General features: G+C 71.8%; 16 protein-coding genes and 2 tRNA genes. 3 read left to right on the top strand and 15 right to left on the bottom strand.

Annotated features, from left to right (window positions below; genetic code table 11):
- Positions 1-9: 9 nt before the first annotated feature.
- From mreD to ABD353_RS32965, 8 genes are all read right to left on the bottom strand, one after another.
- Positions 10-651, bottom strand: a complete 642-nt coding sequence (mreD, locus tag ABD353_RS33000) for a rod shape-determining protein MreD (RefSeq protein ID WP_344627367.1) — start codon at positions 649-651, stop codon at positions 10-12.
- Between the two features lie 2 nt (positions 652-653).
- Positions 654-1,592, bottom strand: a complete 939-nt coding sequence (gene mreC, locus ABD353_RS32995) for a rod shape-determining protein MreC (RefSeq protein WP_344627366.1) — start codon at positions 1,590-1,592, stop codon at positions 654-656.
- Positions 1,593-1,681: 89 nt separating this feature from the next.
- Positions 1,682-2,707, bottom strand: a complete 1,026-nt coding sequence (locus tag ABD353_RS32990; protein ID WP_030270516.1) for a rod shape-determining protein — start codon at positions 2,705-2,707, stop codon at positions 1,682-1,684.
- Positions 2,708-3,061: 354 nt separating this feature from the next.
- The gene (ndk, locus tag ABD353_RS32985) at positions 3,062-3,475 is read right to left on the bottom strand and encodes a nucleoside-diphosphate kinase (RefSeq protein ID WP_344627365.1); all 414 of its coding nucleotides are present in this window, start codon (positions 3,473-3,475) and stop codon (positions 3,062-3,064) included.
- Between the two features lie 103 nt (positions 3,476-3,578).
- Positions 3,579-3,923, bottom strand: coding sequence for a DUF4233 domain-containing protein (locus tag ABD353_RS32980; protein WP_344627364.1), 345 nt, complete (start codon positions 3,921-3,923; stop codon positions 3,579-3,581).
- 6 nt (positions 3,924-3,929) lie between these two features.
- Complete coding sequence (gene folC, locus ABD353_RS32975; protein ID WP_344627363.1) at positions 3,930-5,327, bottom strand: bifunctional tetrahydrofolate synthase/dihydrofolate synthase; 1,398 nt, start codon at positions 5,325-5,327, stop codon at positions 3,930-3,932.
- 88 nt (positions 5,328-5,415) lie between these two features.
- Positions 5,416-8,217, bottom strand: coding sequence for a penicillin acylase family protein (locus ABD353_RS32970; RefSeq protein ID WP_344627362.1), 2,802 nt, complete (start codon positions 8,215-8,217; stop codon positions 5,416-5,418).
- 164 nt (positions 8,218-8,381) lie between these two features.
- Positions 8,382-8,906, bottom strand: coding sequence for a hypothetical protein (locus tag ABD353_RS32965; RefSeq protein WP_344627361.1), 525 nt, complete (start codon positions 8,904-8,906; stop codon positions 8,382-8,384).
- Positions 8,907-9,389: 483 nt separating this feature from the next.
- Here ABD353_RS32965 and ABD353_RS32960 point away from each other — a divergent pair, with 483 nt between their 5' ends.
- Positions 9,390-10,313 (top strand): hypothetical protein, encoded by a 924-nt coding sequence (locus ABD353_RS32960; RefSeq protein ID WP_344627360.1) that lies wholly within the window; start codon positions 9,390-9,392, stop codon positions 10,311-10,313.
- Positions 10,314-10,432: 119 nt separating this feature from the next.
- Positions 10,433-11,239: a hypothetical protein gene (locus ABD353_RS32955; RefSeq protein WP_344627359.1), complete on the top strand. Its 807-nt coding sequence runs from the start codon at positions 10,433-10,435 to the stop codon at positions 11,237-11,239.
- Between the two features lie 121 nt (positions 11,240-11,360).
- Here ABD353_RS32955 and clpX read toward each other — a convergent pair whose 3' ends face one another.
- The 5 genes from clpX to ABD353_RS32930 all read right to left on the bottom strand — a co-directional run bounded on the left by clpX (position 11,361) and on the right by ABD353_RS32930 (position 16,351).
- Positions 11,361-12,647: an ATP-dependent Clp protease ATP-binding subunit ClpX gene (clpX, locus tag ABD353_RS32950; protein WP_263105397.1), complete on the bottom strand. Its 1,287-nt coding sequence runs from the start codon at positions 12,645-12,647 to the stop codon at positions 11,361-11,363.
- A 350-nt stretch (positions 12,648-12,997) separates the two neighbouring features.
- A complete protein-coding gene (locus tag ABD353_RS32945; RefSeq protein WP_344627358.1) occupies positions 12,998-13,654 on the bottom strand; it encodes an ATP-dependent Clp protease proteolytic subunit in 657 nt (218 codons plus the stop codon).
- A gap of 50 nt (positions 13,655-13,704) precedes the next feature.
- Positions 13,705-14,334 carry an ATP-dependent Clp protease proteolytic subunit gene (locus tag ABD353_RS32940; protein WP_052390707.1) on the bottom strand — a complete coding sequence of 210 codons (630 nt, stop codon included), beginning with the start codon at positions 14,332-14,334 and terminating at the stop codon, positions 13,705-13,707.
- A 292-nt stretch (positions 14,335-14,626) separates the two neighbouring features.
- The gene (tig, locus tag ABD353_RS32935; protein WP_344627357.1) at positions 14,627-16,018 is read right to left on the bottom strand and encodes a trigger factor; all 1,392 of its coding nucleotides are present in this window, start codon (positions 16,016-16,018) and stop codon (positions 14,627-14,629) included.
- A 259-nt stretch (positions 16,019-16,277) separates the two neighbouring features.
- A tRNA-Pro gene (locus ABD353_RS32930) sits at positions 16,278-16,351 on the bottom strand.
- 164 nt (positions 16,352-16,515) lie between these two features.
- Here ABD353_RS32930 and ABD353_RS32925 point away from each other — a divergent pair.
- Positions 16,516-16,589, top strand: a tRNA-Gly gene (locus ABD353_RS32925).
- Between the two features lie 440 nt (positions 16,590-17,029).
- Here the strand turns inward: ABD353_RS32925 and ABD353_RS32920 are convergent.
- Entirely contained in the window at positions 17,030-17,164 is a 135-nt protein-coding gene (locus ABD353_RS32920) for a hypothetical protein (protein ID WP_344627356.1), read from the bottom strand.
- 363 nt (positions 17,165-17,527) lie between these two features.
- Positions 17,528-18,385: M23 family metallopeptidase (locus ABD353_RS32915; RefSeq protein WP_344627355.1), on the bottom strand; the 858-nt coding region annotated here is incomplete at its 5' end.

Genomic DNA, 18,385 nt, shown 5'->3' with positions numbered 1-18,385 from the left:
TGCGGGGCGTCAGGGACGGCGGGCGAGGCCGAGCGACCGCTTCTTGCGCGGGCTCGTCGGCATCGGCGAGGACTCCCGGGTGGTCTTGTAGCGGGCGAGGCTGCCGAGGCCGGAGCCGCCCGGGTCCTCGGTCTCGGTGCCGGAGCGGCCGCCGTCGAAGCGGCGGGCGAGCAGCATGACGGCGGGCACCACGAACGGCGCGAGCAGCACGTCGTACAGCAGGGCGCTGAACACCAGGCCGGCGAGGCCGACGTGGCGGGCGGCGGTGTCGCCGACCAGGGCGCCGACGGAGGCGTACAGGCCGGTGGAGACGACGGCCGCGACGGCGACGACCATCAGGGCGCTGATCGCGGAGCGCTGCCGGCCGGCCTCGGGGCGGAGCAGGCCGGCGGCGTAGCCGACCAGGCAGAGCACCAGGGCGTAGCGGCCGATGGCGTGGTCGGAGGGCGGCGCGAGGTCGGCGAGCAGGCCGGCGGTGAAGCCGGCCAGGCAGCCGCCGGTCGGGCCGTACACCAGGGCGAGGCCGACGACGACGAGCATCAGCAGGTCGGGGGTGGCCCCGGGCAGCTGGAGCCGGCCGAGCACGCTGACCTGGACGACCAGGCCGAGCATCAGCAGGACGGCGGAGAGCAGGATGCGGTTCGGACGCACGGTCAGTTCCCCCCTGCGGGTGTGGAGGCGGCGGTCGGCTTCGCGGGTGCGACGGCCGGCGGGTTCGCCGCGGCGGCGGACGGCTTGGGCGGCAGGACGCCGTCGCGCGGGTCGCTGCGCGGCGGGACGACGACGACGCCGACCAGGTCGAGGCGGGTGAACTGGACGTAGGGCTCGACCAGGACGGTCTTGGTGAGCTCGCCCGGGGTGGCCTGGACCTCGACCACCCGGCCGACGGGAACGCCGGGGACGAACGGACGGCCGCTCTGCGAGCCGAAGGTGACGACCCGGTCGCCGGCCTTGACCTGGGCGCGGCCGTTGAGCAGCTGGACCCGCATCGGGCTGCTGCCCTGGCCGGCGGCGAAGCCGATCTCGTCGCTGCCCTCCAGCCGGGTGCCGGCGGTGAAGCCGGGGTCGGAGGCGAGCAGCACGGTGGCGGTGGTCGGGGCGACGGTGGTGACCCGGCCGACCAGGCCCTGGCCGTTGATGACGGTCATGTCGCGGGTGAGGCCGTCGTCGCTGCCGGCGTCGATGGTGATCGTCCAGGAGAAGCCCTGGGCGGCGCCGATCGCGATGACCTGGGCGGCCTTGATGGTGTATCCGCCGTTGCCGGCCGTCCGCAGCAGGTCGTCGAGCTGCTTGGTGCGGCCCGCCGCGGTGTCGGAGGAGGCGAGCCGCTGGCGCAGCTCGGTGTTCTCCCGGGTGATCTGGTCGAGGCGCTGCTGGTGGGTGGAGGCGTCGCGGACGGCGCGGATGGTGCCGGCCACCGGGTCGACGAGGCCGGAGGCGCCGCGCTCGACCGGGCCGAGCAGGCCGGCGGCCGCCCGGCGGGCCCCGCCGAGCGGGGAGTCCTCGCCGCCCTTGATGTCGACGGTGATCAGGGCGAAGGCGACCGCGACCAGCAGGATGAGCAGTAGTCGGCTCTCTCGTGTGTCCCTCACGGTGCTGGAGCGCCCCTTCGTTCCCTGGTACCGGTTGTTCAGTTGGAGATGTGACGCCGTGTGCGCCGTGCTGCCCCCCGCGGGGGGGGTCAGCGGCGCGGCTGGGCGTCCAGGACCTGCTGGAGCGCCTCGAACTCCTCGACGCACTTGCCGGCGCCGAGGGCGACCGAGTCCAGCGGGTTCTCCGCGATGTGGATGGGCATGCCGGTCTCCCGGCGGAGCCGCTCGTCGAGGCCGCGCAGCAGCGCGCCGCCGCCGGTGAGCACGATGCCGCGGTCCATGACGTCGCCGGCGAGCTCGGGCGGGCACTGGTCGAGGGTGGTCTTGACCGAGTCGATGATGGAGTTCACCGGCTCGTCGATGGCCTCGCGGACCTCGGCGGCGGAGATGACGACGGTCTTGGGCAGGCCGCTGACGAGGTCGCGGCCGCGGATCTCGGCGTGCTCGTCCTTCTCGCCCTCGAGCGCGAAGGCGGAGCCGATCGACATCTTGATCTGCTCGGCGCTGCGCTCGCCGAGGAGGAGGCTGTACTCCTTCTTGATGTGCTGGACGATGGCGTTGTCCAGCTCGTCGCCGGCGACCCGCAGGGACTGCGCGGTGACGATCCCTCCGAGGGAGATGACGGCGACCTCGGTGGTGCCGCCGCCGATGTCGACGACCATGTTGCCGGTGGGCTCGTGCACCGGCAGGCCGGCGCCGATCGCCGCGGCCATCGGCTCCTCGATGATGTGCACCTGGCGTGCGCCGGCCTGGGCGCTGGCCTCGATGACGGCGCGGCGCTCGACCCCGGTGATGCCGGAGGGCACGCAGACCACGACGCGCGGGCGGGCCAGGTAGCGGCGGCGGTGGATCTTGAGGATGAAGTAGCGGAGCATCCGCTCGGTGATCTCGAAGTCGGCGATCACGCCGTCCTTGAGCGGGCGGATGGCGACGATGTTGCCGGGCGTGCGCCCGATCATCTTCTTCGCCTCGGCGCCGACCGCGAGGATGCCGCCGGTGTTGGTGTTCACGGCGACGACCGACGGCTCGTTGAGGACGATCCCCTTGCCCCTGACGTACACCAGCGTGTTGGCAGTGCCGAGGTCGATCGCCATGTCACGGCCGATGAACGACAGATTGTTGGCCATGGGGTGTGCAGTGCCTTCCCGAGCTCGGTGTGCATGTGCGGGGAGTGGGCCGATCGCGCGCGCCCACGACAGGGCTGACATCAGCTGAGCAGCCGTTCCGGGCCCATGAGTTGCGTCCATCGTAGCCAGGCCCGTTCACCGCGTACGGCGAGGTACGGCATGCTGGCCATTCTCCGGCGGCCGATGTGCTCTTCCCGGGATTGGGACGCCGTGTCGGCGCTCGGGGTTCCGCCTTTTCGGGGCGGGTTCCGGCGGTTGCACCCGGTTGGACCGGGGCGGTTGCACCCGGCCCGACCTGGGCGTACGTCAGGCTGTGTCAGGCCTTCGTCAGGCGCGACGGGGTCAGGCGTGGGCGGGGAAGAAGATCTTGATCTCGCGCTCGGCGGAGGCCTCCGAGTCCGAGGCGTGGATCAGGTTCTCACGGGTGATCGTGGCGTAGTCGCCGCGGATGGTGCCCGGGCCGGCCTGCAGCGGGTCGGTGGCGCCGGCCAGCGCGCGGATGCCGGGGATGACGTTCTCGCCCTCGACGATCAGCGCGATCGACGGGCCGGAGGTCATGAACTCCAGCAGCGGCTCGTAGAACGGGCGGCCGACGTGCTCGGCGTAGTGCAGCTCCAGCGTCGCCCGGTCGAAGGTGCGCAGTTCGAGGGCGGCGAGCCGCCAGTTCGCCTTGCGCTCGATGCGGCTGATGATCTCGCCGGCCAGGCCGCGCTTGACGGCGTCGGGCTTGAGCAGGACGAGAGTGCGCTGGGACACGGTGCAGCTCCAGGGGATCGGGTTCGGCACGGTGGGTTCGGCCACCGCAGACACTACCCTGCGGGTGCGGCCCGCCGACGCGAACGGGCCGCTCAGCGGGGGTTCAGGCGGTCTGCGAGGCCGCGGCGGCGCGGGCCGCCCTGATCACGTCGATCTTGCGGCCGTAGTGCACCGAGCACCACCACAGGGCGGCGAAGACGGCGCCGAGCCCGAACATGGTCGGCAGCACCAGGCCGCTGGCGATCAGGCCGATCTGCAGCACCCAGCCGACCGCCACCGCGCCGGGGCGCTCGATCATGCCGCAGAGCAGCACGCACAGCACCATGGCGGTGCCGCTGACGGCCCAGATCGTGCCGGTCGGCACGTCCGACAGCGGCATGGCGACCAGGCCGGCGAACATGATGAGCAGGGCCTCGCCGATGAGGGTCGAGGAGCAGAGGGTCCGCATCGGGTGCTACTTCCTTCCGAACAGCAGGCGCGCCTCGCCCACCGTGATGACCGAGCCGGTGACCAGGACGCCGGCGCCGCCGAGGTCCTCCTCCTCGGCGAGCGTGACGGCCGCGTCGATGGCGTCGTCCAGCCGGGGTTCGACCTGCACACGATCCTCACCGAAGACCTCCACGGCGAGCGCGGCCAGCTCGTCGACGGGCATCGCCCGGTGGGTGGAGTTCTGGGTGATGACGACCTCGGCGAGGATCGGCTCGAAGACCTCCAGCAGGCCGGAGACGTCCTTGTCGCCGCTGGTGCCGATCACGCCGACCAGCTTGGTGAAGCCGAAGGCCTCGCCGATCGCGGCGACGGCGGCCTCGGCGCCGTGCGGGTTGTGCGCGGCGTCCAGGATGACGGTGGGGCTGCGGCGGACGATCTCCAGGCGGCCCGGCGAGGAGACGCCGGAGAACGCCCGGCGGACCTTCTCGGTGTCCAGCTGGCCGCCGGCGGCCGCGCCGACGCCGAAGAACGCCTCGACGGCGGCCAGCGCGAGGGCGGCGTTGTGCGCCTGGTGGGCGCCGTGCAGCGGGATGAACACGTCCTCGTACTCCGCGCCGCCGAGGCCGCGCAGGGTGACGAGCTGGCCGCCGATCGCGACCTCGCGGCGGATCACGCCGAACTCCATGCCCTCCCGGGCGACGGTGGCGTCCACCTCGACGGCCCGCTTGAGGATGGTCTGCGCGGCGTCCAGCTGCTGCTGGGCGACGACGGCGAGCGCGCCGGGCTTGATGATGCCGGACTTCTCCACCGCGATCTCGCCGGTCGTGCCGCCGAGCTTGTCGGTGTGGTCCAGGCCGATCGGGGTGATCACGGCGACGGCGGCGTCGATGACGTTGGTGGCGTCCCAGGAGCCGCCCATGCCGACCTCGACCACGGCGACGTCCACCGGGGCGTCGGCGAAGGCCGCGTAGGCCATGCCGGTCAGCACCTCGAAGAAGGACATCGCGACCGGCTGCGTCCCGTCGACCATCCGCACGTAGGGCTCGATGTCGCGGTAGGTCTCGACGAACTTCTCGGTGCTGATCGGGGCGCCGTCCAGGCTGATCCGCTCGGTGACCGACTCCACGTGCGGGCTGGTGTAGCGGCCGGTGCGCAGCTCGAAGGCGCCGAGCAGCTGCTCGATCATCCGGGCGGTGGAGGTCTTGCCGTTGGTGCCGGTGATGTGGATCGAGGGGTAGGAGCGCTGCGGCTGGCCGAGGATGTCCATCAGCGCCGCGATGCGGTCGAGCGAGGGCTCCAGCTTGTTCTCCGGCCAGCGGCCGGAGAGTTCGGTCTCCACGGCCCGCAGCTCGGCCTCGGGGCCGGAGGCCCCGGCGTCGGAGGGGCGGGTGGTGTACGGGTTCTGCTCGGCCTTGTCGCTCACGGGCCCAGTCTACGTAGCGTCCGGGGCCCGTCCGGCGCAGGCTCCCCGGCCCGGTGGGGCGGGGCCGGGGAGCCGTGCGCCGGGGTGCTCAGCGGTGCGCCGGGAACTGCACGACCTGCTGGTAGGTCGGGCGGTTCTGCCAGGTGGACTTGGGGTCGGTGACGCCGCCGAGCGGGCGCTGGACGATCGAGTCGGCGCACCACTGGTCGCCGGCCGGGCAGTCCGCGTCGGCCGGGTAGACCTGGGCCGGGGTCTGCGCCACGGCCTTCCTCAGGCTGTCGAGCAGGGCGGTGCGGCAGGCCGCGAGGTCGCCGCCGCCGCAGAACGGGCGGGCCAGCGGCCCGGCCACCGGGTCGCCGAGGACGCCCCGCAGGTCCTTGTCGACGTAGCTCCACCAGCCGTACTGGAAGGCCGAGCCCTTGTGCGGGATGGACTCGTTGGCGCTGGCGGTGCCGCTGGTGGGGCCGCTCTGCCCGCCGGAGGGCGACTCGTTGATCTGGACGGCTCCGGTCAGGGCGCCGAACAGGGCGTCGCCGAGGCCGGGCCGGAAGACCGCGTCGGCGAGCAGCGGCCACCAGGCGTCCAGGATGCGGATCGCCTCGGCGTCGGCGTAGGCGTGGCTGCCCGGGGAGGTCTCCCGGCGCTGCCCGCCGGCCGCCCGCCAGGTCTCCAGCTTCTGCACGGCGGCGGCGAGGGACGGGTCGGTGACGGGGGCGCTGCGGACGACCCGGAGCAGTTCGGGCAGCACGTCCTCGGCGCGCAGGTCGGCGAGGGCGGCGGACTCCATGGCCTTGGTGAGCGAGACCCGGCTCGCCTTCCCGCCGCCGGCGAGCAGCGCCTTCACCCGGTCGTCGAGCAGGTTGCCGCGGTGCACCGAGCCGTTGCCGAAGCCCGCGGCGGCGAAGCCGGCGGCCTGCTTGTTGTTCCAGGAGACGTAGTAGTCCTGGTCGACGGAGTTCGGGTGCTCGGCGGGCGGCGTGTACCGGGCGGTGTTCGCGGCGGGGTCGAAGTCGCGCCACTCGTAGGCGGGCTCGGCGCGGACGGGCAGGCCGGCGTCGACGCCCGGGGCGCGCACCGGGTTGTTGCCGGAGTTGTAGTAGGCGATGTCCCGGGAGTCCGCGTAGAACCAGTTGAAGGTGTAGTTGATGTTCTGCGCGGCCTGCTGGAAGCCCGCCGCGTCGTGCACCGCGCCGGGGTCGTTGAGCATCTGGAAGCCGATGATGGAGTCGGCCTCGTGGCGGTAGGTGGAGCGCAGCGAGGTGAAGGCGACGGGTGCACCGCCGACCGTGCCGCGGGCGGTGACCAGGCCGTAGTTCGTACGGTTCATCACCAGGGTGTAGGAGCCGGCCGCGGTGGAGTCGGCGGTGGTGGGCTTCCAGGAGTTCTTCCGCTCCAGCCGTTCCATCGGCAGGCACTGGCCGTGCCACCGGTAGTGGTCGGCCGTCAGGCCGACCGGACCGCCGTCGGTGGTGCAGAGCGGGACGGCGTAGGTGTCGGTGATGTCCTGTCCGGCGGAGGTGGCGCTCCAGGCGTAGTCCTGGCCGCGGCCGAGCTGGACGTAGAAGCTCAGCCCGGCGAAGGCGGCGCCGCGGGCGCTGATGCCGGGGCCCTGGATCTCCTCCAGCATGAGCAGCTGGGGGGCGAAGTAGCCGGTCTGCGGGCCGAACACGGCGACGGGGTGGCCGTCGTCGGTGTGGGCGCCGGAGACCAGCAGGGCGTTGGACATGCCGTGCTTGGCGGTGAGCAGGTTGCCGGGCAGCAGGCCGGGGGCGGTGGTGGCGCCCTGGGTACCGGTGCCGGTGGCGTCGTAGACCGTCTTCTCGGGGACGACCGAGCCCGGGTCGGGCAGCGCGGTGCCCTGCGGGGAGTCGGGCGGCAGGGCGTACGGGAACCGCCGGCCGTCGTGCAGGGTGAGCACGGCCTCGGGGTCGTCGGCCTCGCGGAGCGAGGACCAGAGGCGGTCGCCCTCGGCGGTGCCGTAGCGGGCCTCGGCGGCGAGCTTGACCTGGGCGGAGGCGAGTTCCCCGCCGCCGCCGGAGCCGAACAGGGCGCCGACCACGGAGGCGAGCGCGACCAGGTCGGTGAGCTTGAAGGGTTCGATGCCGCCGGCGTTGGTCATCGCGTCGATGTGGCCGGTGAGGTCGTACTCGCCGGGGAAGTAGCGGCCGTCGTAGGACTCGCGGACGTACTGGTTGATGCCGTCGAGGTAGGCGCCGGCGTCGGCGAGGGCCTGCCGGGCGCGGTCGCCCTCGTTCGCGATGGCGTCGATCTGCTGCTGGAGCTCGTCCTCGGTGTAGGGGGCGGCCTGCCAGAAGCTCTGTTCCAGCTGCCGGTTGGCGGCGGCGCCGCCGGCGAAGCCGGAGAGCTGGCCGCGGCCGACGTGCCGGAAGAGGTCCATCACCCAGAGCCGGTCCTGGGCCGCGGCGTAGCCGGCGCCGAACTCGGTGCCGTAGCGGGTGGTGCCGGTGATGTGCGGGACGCCGGTGGCCTTGTCGCGGACGATGGCGACGTCGCTGCGCGGGCGGGTGGTGGAGGCGACCTGGTCAGCGGGGACGCCGAAGGAGGCGTCGTTGAAGAAGCTGCGCAGCTGGGCCTCGGTCAGTTGCGGGTAGGCGCCGGCGAGGTTGGCGTAGGGGCCGAGCTGGTCGTCGGTGTGGGCGGGGCGGGAGCCGAAGACCTTGTTGAGCAGGATCTCGGCGAGGGTGGCGTTGCCGTTCTCGCCGGGCGGCAGGACGTCGAGGCATTTCCCGGCGCAGTAGTCGCCGGCGGCGGCCGGGGTTTCTCCGGCGGCTGCCGCGGCGGTGGGGGACGCGGTGGGGGCGAATACGGCCAGCAGGGCCGCCGCGAGGGTGGCGGCGGCGAATCTGCGCGGGTGGGGGCGTCGTTGCATGCCGGCTCCTCGGTCGAGTTGCGGATGCGTTGCGGTACTCGACGGTAGGGGCCTTGCTGACAATCTGCCTAGTAGCGTGCATGCCGCAACTCGCCTGCGGGCATGCGGTTCTGCCCGGCCTTGGCGGGGACCGACCAGCGGTGGCCGGACCAGCGGTGGCCGGATCAGCCGTGCCGGGCCTCCGGCACCTGCACGGCCCGGCCGCCGTGCCGGCGGCGCAGCTCGGCCGCGATCTCGGTGCCCTCGCCCTCCGGCAGCAGCGGCAGCATCATGGCGACGGCCTGCAGCAGGCCGCCGAGCAGGTAGGTGGTGTCCGGGGTGGCGGCGACCAGTGCGCGGACGGCCGCGACGTCCCCGGCGTCGACGGCCTCGACCAGCCGGGCGGGGTCGGCGGCGTCCTCGTCGAGCAGCACCCCGGAGGTGTCGGCGGGGGCGCGGCGGGCGAGCGAGCGCAGCACCCGGTCGGCGGCCTCGGGCGCGTAAGCCTTGCGGACCGCCTCGGCCGCGATCCACACCAGCAGGGTGGTCACCTCGCGCTCCACGTGGTCGGCGAGGAGCCGGTCCAATTGCGCGTCGAAGGACAGCTGGTTCCCGCGCCGGAATGCCAGCAGCAAGGACGCCGCCCGGGCCTTCGCCGTCTCGACCTCGTGCTGCGGCAGTTCGTCGGCCAACTCCGTGGTCGCCGCCATGACGTGTCCTCCCGTCAGTCGCACACCCGCATGGGGACGTCTGAACACCGTACACATCCCAACTCCGAACATCGGTGGAACGCGCGCACGCACAAACGGAGAGAATGCGCGGTTCAAACGGTCGACGGGAATCATCGACCGAATGTCGGACGCACACGATGAAATACCGCCGAACGGACTATCAAGAACGGCCGGGGATATACCGAATGGCGGATTCCGCGCCGGTCCGCGCCGCGCACGGGCGGGGCGCGGACCGGCGCGGACCGGCCGTCCGGGGCGTCCGCGGGTGGCCCGCCCGTCCACTGGGTAGGGGGAGGGCGAGGGGGGACGGCCGTCGCCGCCTGCCGCCCGGACCACCCCGGCGGGTTCGGACGGCCGTGCGGTAGCGTGCCCGGATACTCGCGCGGGCGACCGTGCGGGCACTGACGAGGAGTACGCCAAGTTCAGGCCGCGGAGCGCCGTGGCGGGGGAGATCGATTTTCGATGTACGGCCAGGGTCAGCAGTATCCGCAGGGGCAGCCGCAGCAGCCGTACGGCCAGCCGCCGCAGTACGGGGGCACCCCGCAGCAGCCGGCGTACGGCGCGCCGCAGCCGCCGTCCTACGGCTACCCGCAGCAGCCGCCGGCCCCGCCGTACGGCGCCCAGCCCGGCTACCCGCAGGCCCCCGTGCCCGGCCAGCCGCAGCCCTACGGCGCACCGGGCGGCTACCCGCCGCCGACCCCGCCGAAGAGCAACACCGGTCTGGTGATCGGCCTGGTGATCGGCGCCGTGGTGCTGATCGGCGGCGGCCTCGCGATCTGGGGCCTGTCCGGCAGCGACGGCGGCGGCGCCGGCGGCACGGGCGGTACCGGCAGCACGGGCGGTACCGGCACGGTCGCCTCCGCCGCGTACAAGCTCGACCTGCCGATGTCCCTGCCGGACGGCCACACCCAGCAGAAGGCCACCTCCGCCCCGGCCACGCCCGGCCCGGACGGCCAGAAGCCGGCCTGCTCGGACGGCACCGCCGTGGCCGGCAACTACACCAAGGGCCAGACGGACATGGTGCAGGTCATCGGCTGCTACGGCTCGGTGGCGACCCCCGAGCTCGTGCTGCTCGCGCTGGAGGCCGAGTCGGTCAAGCCGAAGACCTTCGCCGGCACGACCGTCACCAGCACCTGGAAGACCCGGCCGACCGAGTACCCGGCGGGCAGCGCGGGCGCGCCCGGCGCCAAGCTCAAGTGCGGGGTGCTGACCACCAACGCCACCAAGACCGCCGCCGGCAACACCGTCTGCTTCTGGGCGGACCGCTGGACGGCGGCCGAGGTGGTCTTCGCCGACCTGAGCTTCACCGGCAAGGCGCCGATCACGCCCGCCGAGGCCGCGGTGAAGGCCGCCGCCGTCCGCGGCGCCGTCGAAGTGAAGAAGTAGCCGAAGCATCCGGCGAGGCGGCCGACCGGGAGCACCGGCCGGCAGCAGCCGGTCCCGACCGGCCGGCAGGACCGGCCGGTCGGGGAGCAGCCAGGGCCGACCCGTCGAAAGGACCTCCGGTGTCCGAGCAGAATCCGTACGGCGGCCCGCCGCCGTCCCCCCAGCCGTACGGGGCCCCTCCCCCGCCGCCCGCCCAGCCCGGTTTCGGCCCGCCGCCGCAGCCCGGCTACGGCTACCCGCAGCAGCCCGCACCGCCGTACGGACAGCCGGGCGGCTACGGGGTGCCGGCCCAGCAGCCGTGGGGCGGCGGGGTCGTCCCGCAGCCGCCGAAGTCCCGCAAGACGCTGTGGGTGGTGCTCGGCTGCGTCGGCGGCGCCATCCTGCTCGGCGGCGGCCTGGCCGGCTACTTCGTCTATGACGTGACCTCAAAGACCGACAACTACCGGATCTCGCTGCCGGGCACCTTCCAGGGCCTGCCGCGGGAGGACTCCAACCCGCTCGCGCAGAAGCTGGAGTCCGGGCTCGACGACTCGCTCGGCAAGGGCGACAACGCCTGGTCGCCGACCCCGGTCAGCACCGTGTACACCGACCGGAAGAAGGTGGTCGCGGTCTTCGGCGGCTACGGCACCGTCCTCTCCCCCCGCAGCCAGGTCGACGACTTCTACACCAACTTCGAGAAGGGCGCGAGCAGCCAGGGCACCACCTTCAGCGGCCGCCGGGACTTCGACCCGGGCCCGCTCGGCGGCCGGCTGAGCTGCGAGGTCATGCACGCCCCGACCGAGGACGACAGCCTGTGCGCCTGGGCGGACGGCTCCGCCTTCGTCGCCGTGCTCACCGGCGAGGTCGACCAGGACTCCGAGGTGGACCTGGACGTCGCCGCGGCCGCCGCCCGCGAGCTGCGGCAGATCGCCGAGGTGCCGAAGTAGCACCCGCCCGGCCCCGCCGGGGCCGGGGACGGCGAAGGCCGACACGGCGAAGGCCGACACGGCGAAGGCCCTGCACCGCTTCCGGGTGCAGGGCCTTCGCCGTGTGTCGTGGGGCCGAACGTCAGGCGCTCTTCTCCCGGCGCTCGCGCTTGATCATGTCGCGCGGCACGAGGGTGGGGATGGCGTGCTTGGAGACGACGTCCCCGGTCACGACCACGCGGGCGACGTCCTGGCGGGAGGGGACCTCGTACATCACGGACATCAGCACCTCCTCCATGATCGCGCGCAGACCGCGGGCGCCGGTGCCGCGCAGGATCGCCTGGTCGGCGATGGCCTCCAGCGCGTCCCGGGTGAACTCCAGCTCCACGCCGTCCAGCTCGAAGAGCTTGCGGTACTGCTTGACCAGCGCGTTCTTCGGCTCGGTGAGGATCTGCAGCAGCGCCTCGCGGTCCAGGTTGTGCACGCTGGTGATCACGGGCAGACGGCCGATGAACTCGGGGATCATGCCGAACTTCACCAGGTCCTCCGGCATGACCTGGCGGAAGTGGTCGCTCGCGTCCGACTCCCGCTTGGAGCGGATGGTCGCGCCGAAGCCGATGCCCTTGGCGCCGGCCCGGCCCTCGATGATCCGCTCCAGGCCCGCGAAGGCACCGCCCACGATGAACAGCACGTTGGTGGTGTCGATCTGGATGAACTCCTGGTGCGGGTGCTTGCGCCCGCCCTGCGGCGGCACCGAGGCGGTGGTGCCCTCCAGGATCTTCAGCAGCGCCTGCTGCACGCCCTCGCCGGAGACGTCACGGGTGATCGACGGGTTCTCGCTCTTGCGGGCGACCTTGTCGATCTCGTCGATGTAGATGATCCCGGTCTCGGCCTTCTTGACGTCGTAGTCCGCCGCCTGGATCAGCTTGAGCAGGATGTTCTCGACGTCCTCGCCGACGTAGCCGGCCTCGGTCAGCGCGGTGGCGTCCGCGATGGCAAACGGCACGTTCAGCATCCGGGCCAGCGTCTGCGCCAGCAGCGTCTTGCCGGAACCGGTCGGGCCGAGCAGCAGGATGTTCGACTTCGCCAGCTCGATGGCGTCCTCGCGGCCGTTGCCGGCGCGGCCGTTCTCACCGGCCTGGACGCGCTTGTAGTGGTTGTAGACCGCGACGGACAGCGCCTTCTTCGCGAGGTCCTGGCCGACCACGTACTGGTCGAGGAACTCGTAGATCTCACGGGGCTTCGGCAGCTCCTCGAAACGGACCTCCGAGGACTCCGCGAGCTCCTCCTCGATGATCTCGTTGCAGAGGTCGATGCACTCGTCGCAGATGTAGACGCCAGGCCCGGCGATCAGCTTCTTCACCTGCTTCTGCGACTTGCCGCAGAACGAGCACTTGAGCAGGTCGCCACCGTCTCCGATGCGTGCCACGAGGTGCTTCCCCTTCGCCAGGGGCCCCGCAGCTCTCCGGGGCCTGGTGCTGTGGACCGGCTGCGCCGTCGGCGGTCGGTCTCGCTATCCGACGGTACTCTGCCGAGCCGGTGATTCCGCCGACTTCGACAGCTCTGCCCTACGCCCTGGGCGAATTGATACCGAACAGAAGCCGTCTCACGGGCATGCGCCCATACTGCATTGTGCCCGTCCGAGCGCCTCGACCGGAACGGATCGGGGCGGGGCGTACGTCACTGTCGCGCGCCCCCGTACCGTCCGGCGCTCCTGCACCGGTGGTTCGTGAGGAACCGACAGCCGCGCACGGCCCCGCCCCCGAAGCCGCGAAGGGCTCAGCTCGTCAGCGAGGACTTGCGGGTCGAGATGATCTGGTCGATCAGCCCGTACTCCAGCGCCTCCTCGGCGGTCAGGATCTTGTCGCGCTCGATGTCGTCGCGCACCGTCTCGACCGGCTTGTTGGAGTGCTTGGCCAGCATCTCCTCCAGCTGCTCGCGCATCCGGAAGATCTCCTTGGCCTGGATCTCCAGGTCGGACACCTGGCCGCGGCCGGTCTCGGTGTACGGCTGGTGGATCAGGATGCGGGCGTTCGGCAGCGCCATCCGCTTGCCCGGGGTGCCGGCCGCCAGCAGGACGGCCGCGGCGGAGGCCGCCTGGCCCATGCAGACGGTGGTGATGTCCGGCTTCACGTACTGCATGGTGTCGTAGATGGCCGTGAGGGCCGTGAACGAGCCGCCGGGCGAGTTGATGTACATCTGGATCTCGCGGTCCGGGTCCATCGACTCCAGGCACAGCAGCTGGGCCATGATGTCGTTGGCCGAGACGTCGTCCACCTGCGAGCCGAGGAAGATGATGCGCTCCTCGAACAGCTTGGCGTACGGGTCGTACTCGCGGATGCCCTGCGAGGTGCGCTCGACGAAGCGCGGCACGATGTAGCGGCCCTCGGCACGGGGGCCCTGGAACTCGCCGTGCGGCGTGTAGGGAGTGTTCATGGGGTGTTCGGTCCTCCGAAGCGTGCGGTCTGGAAGTCTGGGGCCGGGCGTCAGGCGGTGAAGCCTGCGCCGGTGCCGCCGCCGCCGGGGACGTCCGCGGCGCTGTGCATGATCTCGTCGATGAGCCCGTACGCCTTGGCCTCCTCCGGGGTGAACCAGCGGTCGCGGTCGGAGTCAGCGGTGATCTGGTCGAAGCTCTGGCCGCTGTGGAAGGCGATCAGCTCGGACATGCGCTTCTTGGTGCGCAGCAGCTGCTCGGCCTGGATCCGGATGTCGGAGGCGGAACCGCCCAGACCGGCGGAGGGCTGGTGCATCAGGATGTTGGCGTTGGGCAGCGAGAAGCGCTTGCCCTTGGCGCCCGCGGTGAGCAGGAACTGGCCCATCGAGGCCGCCATGCCCATCGCGATGGTCACCACGTCGTTCTTGATGTACTGCATGGTGTCGTAGATCGCCATGCCCGCCGAGATCGAACCGCCCGGGGAGTTGATGTACAGGAAGATGTCCTTCTCCGGGTCGGCTGCCAGGAGGAGGAGCTGCGCGGTGATCTTGTTGGCGATGTCGTCGTCGACCTGCTGGCCGAGGAAGATGATGCGCTCGTTGAGCAGCCGGTTGTAGACCTGGTCGCCCAGGCCGCCGAGCACGTCACCGGCGGCGGCGCGCGGCGCCGTCAGGCCATCCATCTGCATCTGCGGGAACGTCACTTAGCCACCTGCTCAGTCGATCTGCGTGTGTGTCGCTGTCCACCGACCCTAACGCGCAGGCCGCGGCTCAGAATCCCCCACGCAGAACTGTTCGCTGTGAGCGCAGGGTGCGCGCGGAAATACGGGAGACCGGGTGGGGAGGCGGGCTGCGACCGAGCGGGCGGCGGGCGGGTGGAGACCGAATGGGGCGGGCGGCGGGCGGGAACCCTCACGACACGACCCCGGCCCGGACACCTGGGGTGTCCGGGCCGGGGTCGTACGGATGTGAGGATCAGGCCTCGGTGGCCTCGTCCTCGACCTCGACGGTCTCGACGGCGTCGGTGGCCTCGGTCTCGTCCTCGTCGTCCTCGAAGGAGACGGTCTCACCGTTGCTGTCGGTGACGGTGGCGGCCTCGACGACCAGGGCCAGCGCCTTGCCGCGGGCGACCTCGCCGACCAGCAGCGGAACCTGGCCGCCCTGGACGATCTGCTGGGCGAACTGGTCCGGGGTGAGGCCCGAGCCGGCGGCGCGACGGATGAGGTGCTCGGTCAGCTCCTCCTGGCTGACGTTGAGCTCCTCCTTCGCGACGATCTCGTCCAGGACGAACTGGGTCTTGATGCCCTTCTTCGCCTGCTCCTCGGTCTCCTTCTCGTAGTCCTCGACGGACTTGTCCTGGGTCGCGAGGTAGGTCTCGAGGTTCATGCCCATCGGCTCGAGCTGGTGGTGCTCGAGGTTGTGCTTGCGGGTCTCGACCTCGTCCTTGAGGAGCTTCTCCGGGTACTCCATCTCGACCCGGGTCAGCAGCTCGTCCAGGACCTTCTCCTGGGCCTGGGTGGCCTGGTCGAACTCCTTCATGCGCTCGAGGCGCTTGCGGGAGTCGTCCTTCAGCTCGTCCAGGGTGTCGAACTCGCTCGCCAGCTGGGCGAACTCGTCGTCGAGCTCGGGGAGCTCCTTCTCCTGGACGGCGGTCACGGTGACGGTGACCTCGGAGCTCTTGCCGGCCTGGGTGCCGCCCTTGAGCTCGGTGGTGAAGGTCTTGGACTCACCGGCGGACAGGCCGATCACGGCGTCGTCGATGCCGTCCAGCAGGCGGCCGGAGCCGATCTCGTAGCTCACGCCGGCGGCGGTGCCGTCCTCCGGCACCTCGCCGTCGACCTTGGCCTCGAGGTCCACGACCACGACGTCGCCGGCCGCGGCGGCGCGCTCGACGTCCTTCACGGAGGAGAAGCGCTCGCGGAGCTGCTCCAGCGACTTCTCGACGTCCTCGTCGGCGACCGAGACGGCGTCGACGGTGACCGAGATCTCCGAGAAGTCCGGAAGGGCGATCTCCGGGCGGACGTCCACCTCGGCGGTGAACTTCAGGTCGCCGCCGTCGGCGATCCGCTCCACGCCCTCGATGTCGGTGATCTCGGGCTGGCCGAGGACCTCGATCTTGCCCTCGTCGACGGCCTGCGTGTAGAAGCGCGGCAGGGCGTCGTTGACGGCCTCCTCCAGCACCGCGGCACGGCCGAAGCGCTGGTCGATGACGCGAGCCGGGATCTTGCCCTTGCGGAAGCCCGGAACCGTGACCTGCTGGTTGATCTTCTTGTACGCCGCGTCGAGGCTGGGCTTGAGCTCCTCGAAGGGCACCTCGACGGTGAGTCGAACCCGGGTCGGGTTCAGAGTCTCGACGGCGCTCTTCACGGTTTGGTCTCCTATGGGCTTGCGGTCAGGTTGTCTCCGCCAGACGTCCACGGCCGGAACGGCCGGTCGGTCGGGCGAGACGGGCGATGGGCGATTGGGGCTGCATCTCCCGTACGGGGGTGGACGGTGAGCGTGACTCCTCGCCCTCGGGCGGCTGCCGCCTGTGTGCATGCCACAGGTACCACCGCCATCGGCCCATCCTACCGGTACCACGAAAGCAACAGGGCCCCGCCCGCCTGACGAGACCCTGCCGAAAGCGTCGGGGTGACCGGATTCGAACCGACGGCCTTCCGCTCCCAAAGCGGACGCGCTACCAAACTGCGCCACACCCCGTAGTGCCGAAAGAGAGAGTACACGCCGGTCCGGGCCCCCTCGCCGTAATATCAGCAGGCACCGGAGCGAAAGCGGTGTGCATTCGGCCGACCCGACCAGGTAGGCTGACCACCGTCCCCGAGGCCCGCACCGGCCGAGGGGCGACGTGCCGTCAACGCACGTACGCGGGCGTAGCTCAATGGTAGAGCCCCAGTCTTCCAAACTGGCCACGCGGGTTCGATTCCCGTCGCCCGCTCCACAGCAAAGGCCCCAGCTCAGCGACATGATCGCGGAGCTGGGGCCTTCGTCGTCCGTGGCACTCCAGGAGCACCGCGCCGCAGGCTCGGGTCTTTGGCTCGAAGGCGCCGCGGCTGCCGTACCGCACGGACCGCTCCCCGGCACGCAGCTCATTCGGCGCCACGGGCAGTGACCGTATGAAAAGGGCCCGACCTCCCGTTCGGCGAACGTGCATGGATCCATGGAATGGGAGAGGTCTCGGCGCACGAAGCGCGCAAGGTGGTGCAACGGTTGCCGCACTCCGCAGCAACCTGCCCACGGACACCTGTCAGAGAGCGGTCGTACGCACAGCCGCGAAGACGCTCTTCGCACCGGGTCCGCGGAACCGGACGTCGCGAGGACGACCCCGGGTGGCGTTGGTGGCGCCGGTCTCCGGGGTCGTCGTCGGTGGGGGGTGGCCGGTCAGCCCAGGTGGTGGCGGGTGACGGCGGTGGCGACGGCGGGGAAGTCGAGCCAATCGCGGGAGGTGGGGTCGCCGCCGTTGTCGGAGCCGACGGCGTTGTCGCCGCCCGCGTCGAAGATGTCGCCGCCGGCCACCTGGTTCTGGTCACCGATGACGATGGTGCGGTGCTGCGGGGCGGCAGCTGCGGTGGTGGCTGCGGGCAGGCTGCGCCGGCGACGGCGAGCAGGACGGCGGCGCGCTTCGCCCCGGTCGGCTGTTCGGGAACGTTCGGCCGGTCGGGGGCGTGTTGCCCGCCGTGCCTGGGAGCCGCGCCGACACGGCGCGGGAGCGGTGAAGTGCCCGTGCGGCACGGGAGGTTGGGAACGGCCGAGGCCCGGCCCGGGATCACAGGATCCCCGGGCCGGGCCTTCGGATGCGGCGCGGTGTGCCTCGGCGGCGCTGCCTCGGCAGGGTTCGCGTCAGCGGTGTGCGTCAGCGGAGCGCGTCAACGGTGTGCGTCAGACGCGGACACCGTGGGCGGCGAGGTAGGCCACCGGGTCGACGTCGGAGCCGTACGACGGGGTGGTGCGGATCTCGAAGTGCAGGTGCGGGCCGGTGACGTTGCCGGTCGCGCCGGAGAGGCCGATGATCTGGCCGGCGGTGACGGTCTGGCCGACCGAGACCTTCAGGGCCGAGAAGTGGGCGTACTGCGAGTACTTGCCGTCGGCGTGCTTGATGACGACGTTGTTGCCGTAGGCGCCGCCCCAGCCGGCCTCGACGACGGTGCCGGCGGCGATCGCGTGGATCGAGGTGCCGGTGCTGACGGCGAAGTCGACACCGGTGTGGTAGCCGCTGGACCAGTTGGAGCCGGCCTTGTGGTACGGGGTGCCCAGGGAGGCGGCGACCGGCGCGACGTAGCCGGAGGCAGCGGCGGCGGGCTTGGCGGCCTCGGTCTTCGGGGCGGCGGCCTGCGGGGCGGCGGCCGGCTTCGGCGCGGCGGGCTTGGCGGCCTCGGTCTTCGGGGCGGCCGGCTTCGGCGCGGCCTGGACCGGGGTGCGCTTCTCGGAACGCGAGGCGGCGGCGTCGGACTTCTTCGTCTCGGCCTGCGGGGCGGCGGCCTGCGGGGCGGCGGCCTGAACGGCGTGGCCGCCGACGGTCAGCTTCTGGCCCGGGAAGATCAGGTTCGGGTTGCCGCCGATGACCTGGCGGTTGTCCTGGTAGAGCTTCTTCCAGCCGCCGTCGACGTGCTGCGCGTTGGCGATCTTGGACAGGGTGTCGCCACGGACGACCTTGTAGCTGGCGTCGGCGGCCGGGGCGGCGGCCGGGGCGGCGGCGGGGGCCTCGGCGTGCGCGGCGGCCGTCGCAGCGGCGGCCGC

Origin of the sequence: Kitasatospora arboriphila (assembly GCF_039528095.1) — a bacterium.
Taxonomy (GTDB): Bacteria; Actinomycetota; Actinomycetes; order Streptomycetales; family Streptomycetaceae; genus Kitasatospora; species Kitasatospora arboriphila.
The sequence above is the reverse complement of the archived record's forward strand: the minus strand, read 5'-3'. Positions and strand labels throughout refer to the sequence as shown.

Bases quoted from the DNA above. Each gene is read 5' to 3' on its own strand.
- ABD353_RS32980 (WP_344627364.1), bottom strand. From the start codon at position 3,923: ATGCGGACCCTCTGCTCCTCGACCCTCATCGGCGAGGCCCTGCTCATC.
- ABD353_RS32970 (WP_344627362.1), bottom strand. From the start codon at position 8,217: ATGCAACGACGCCCCCACCCGCGCAGATTCGCCGCCGCCACCCTCGCG.
- ABD353_RS32965 (WP_344627361.1), bottom strand. From the start codon at position 8,906: ATGGCGGCGACCACGGAGTTGGCCGACGAACTGCCGCAGCACGAGGTC.
- ABD353_RS32960 (WP_344627360.1), top strand. From the start codon at position 9,390: ATGTACGGCCAGGGTCAGCAGTATCCGCAGGGGCAGCCGCAGCAGCCG.
- ABD353_RS32940 (WP_052390707.1), bottom strand. From the start codon at position 14,334: ATGGATGGCCTGACGGCGCCGCGCGCCGCCGCCGGTGACGTGCTCGGC.
- ABD353_RS32945 (WP_344627358.1), bottom strand. From the start codon at position 13,654: ATGAACACTCCCTACACGCCGCACGGCGAGTTCCAGGGCCCCCGTGCC.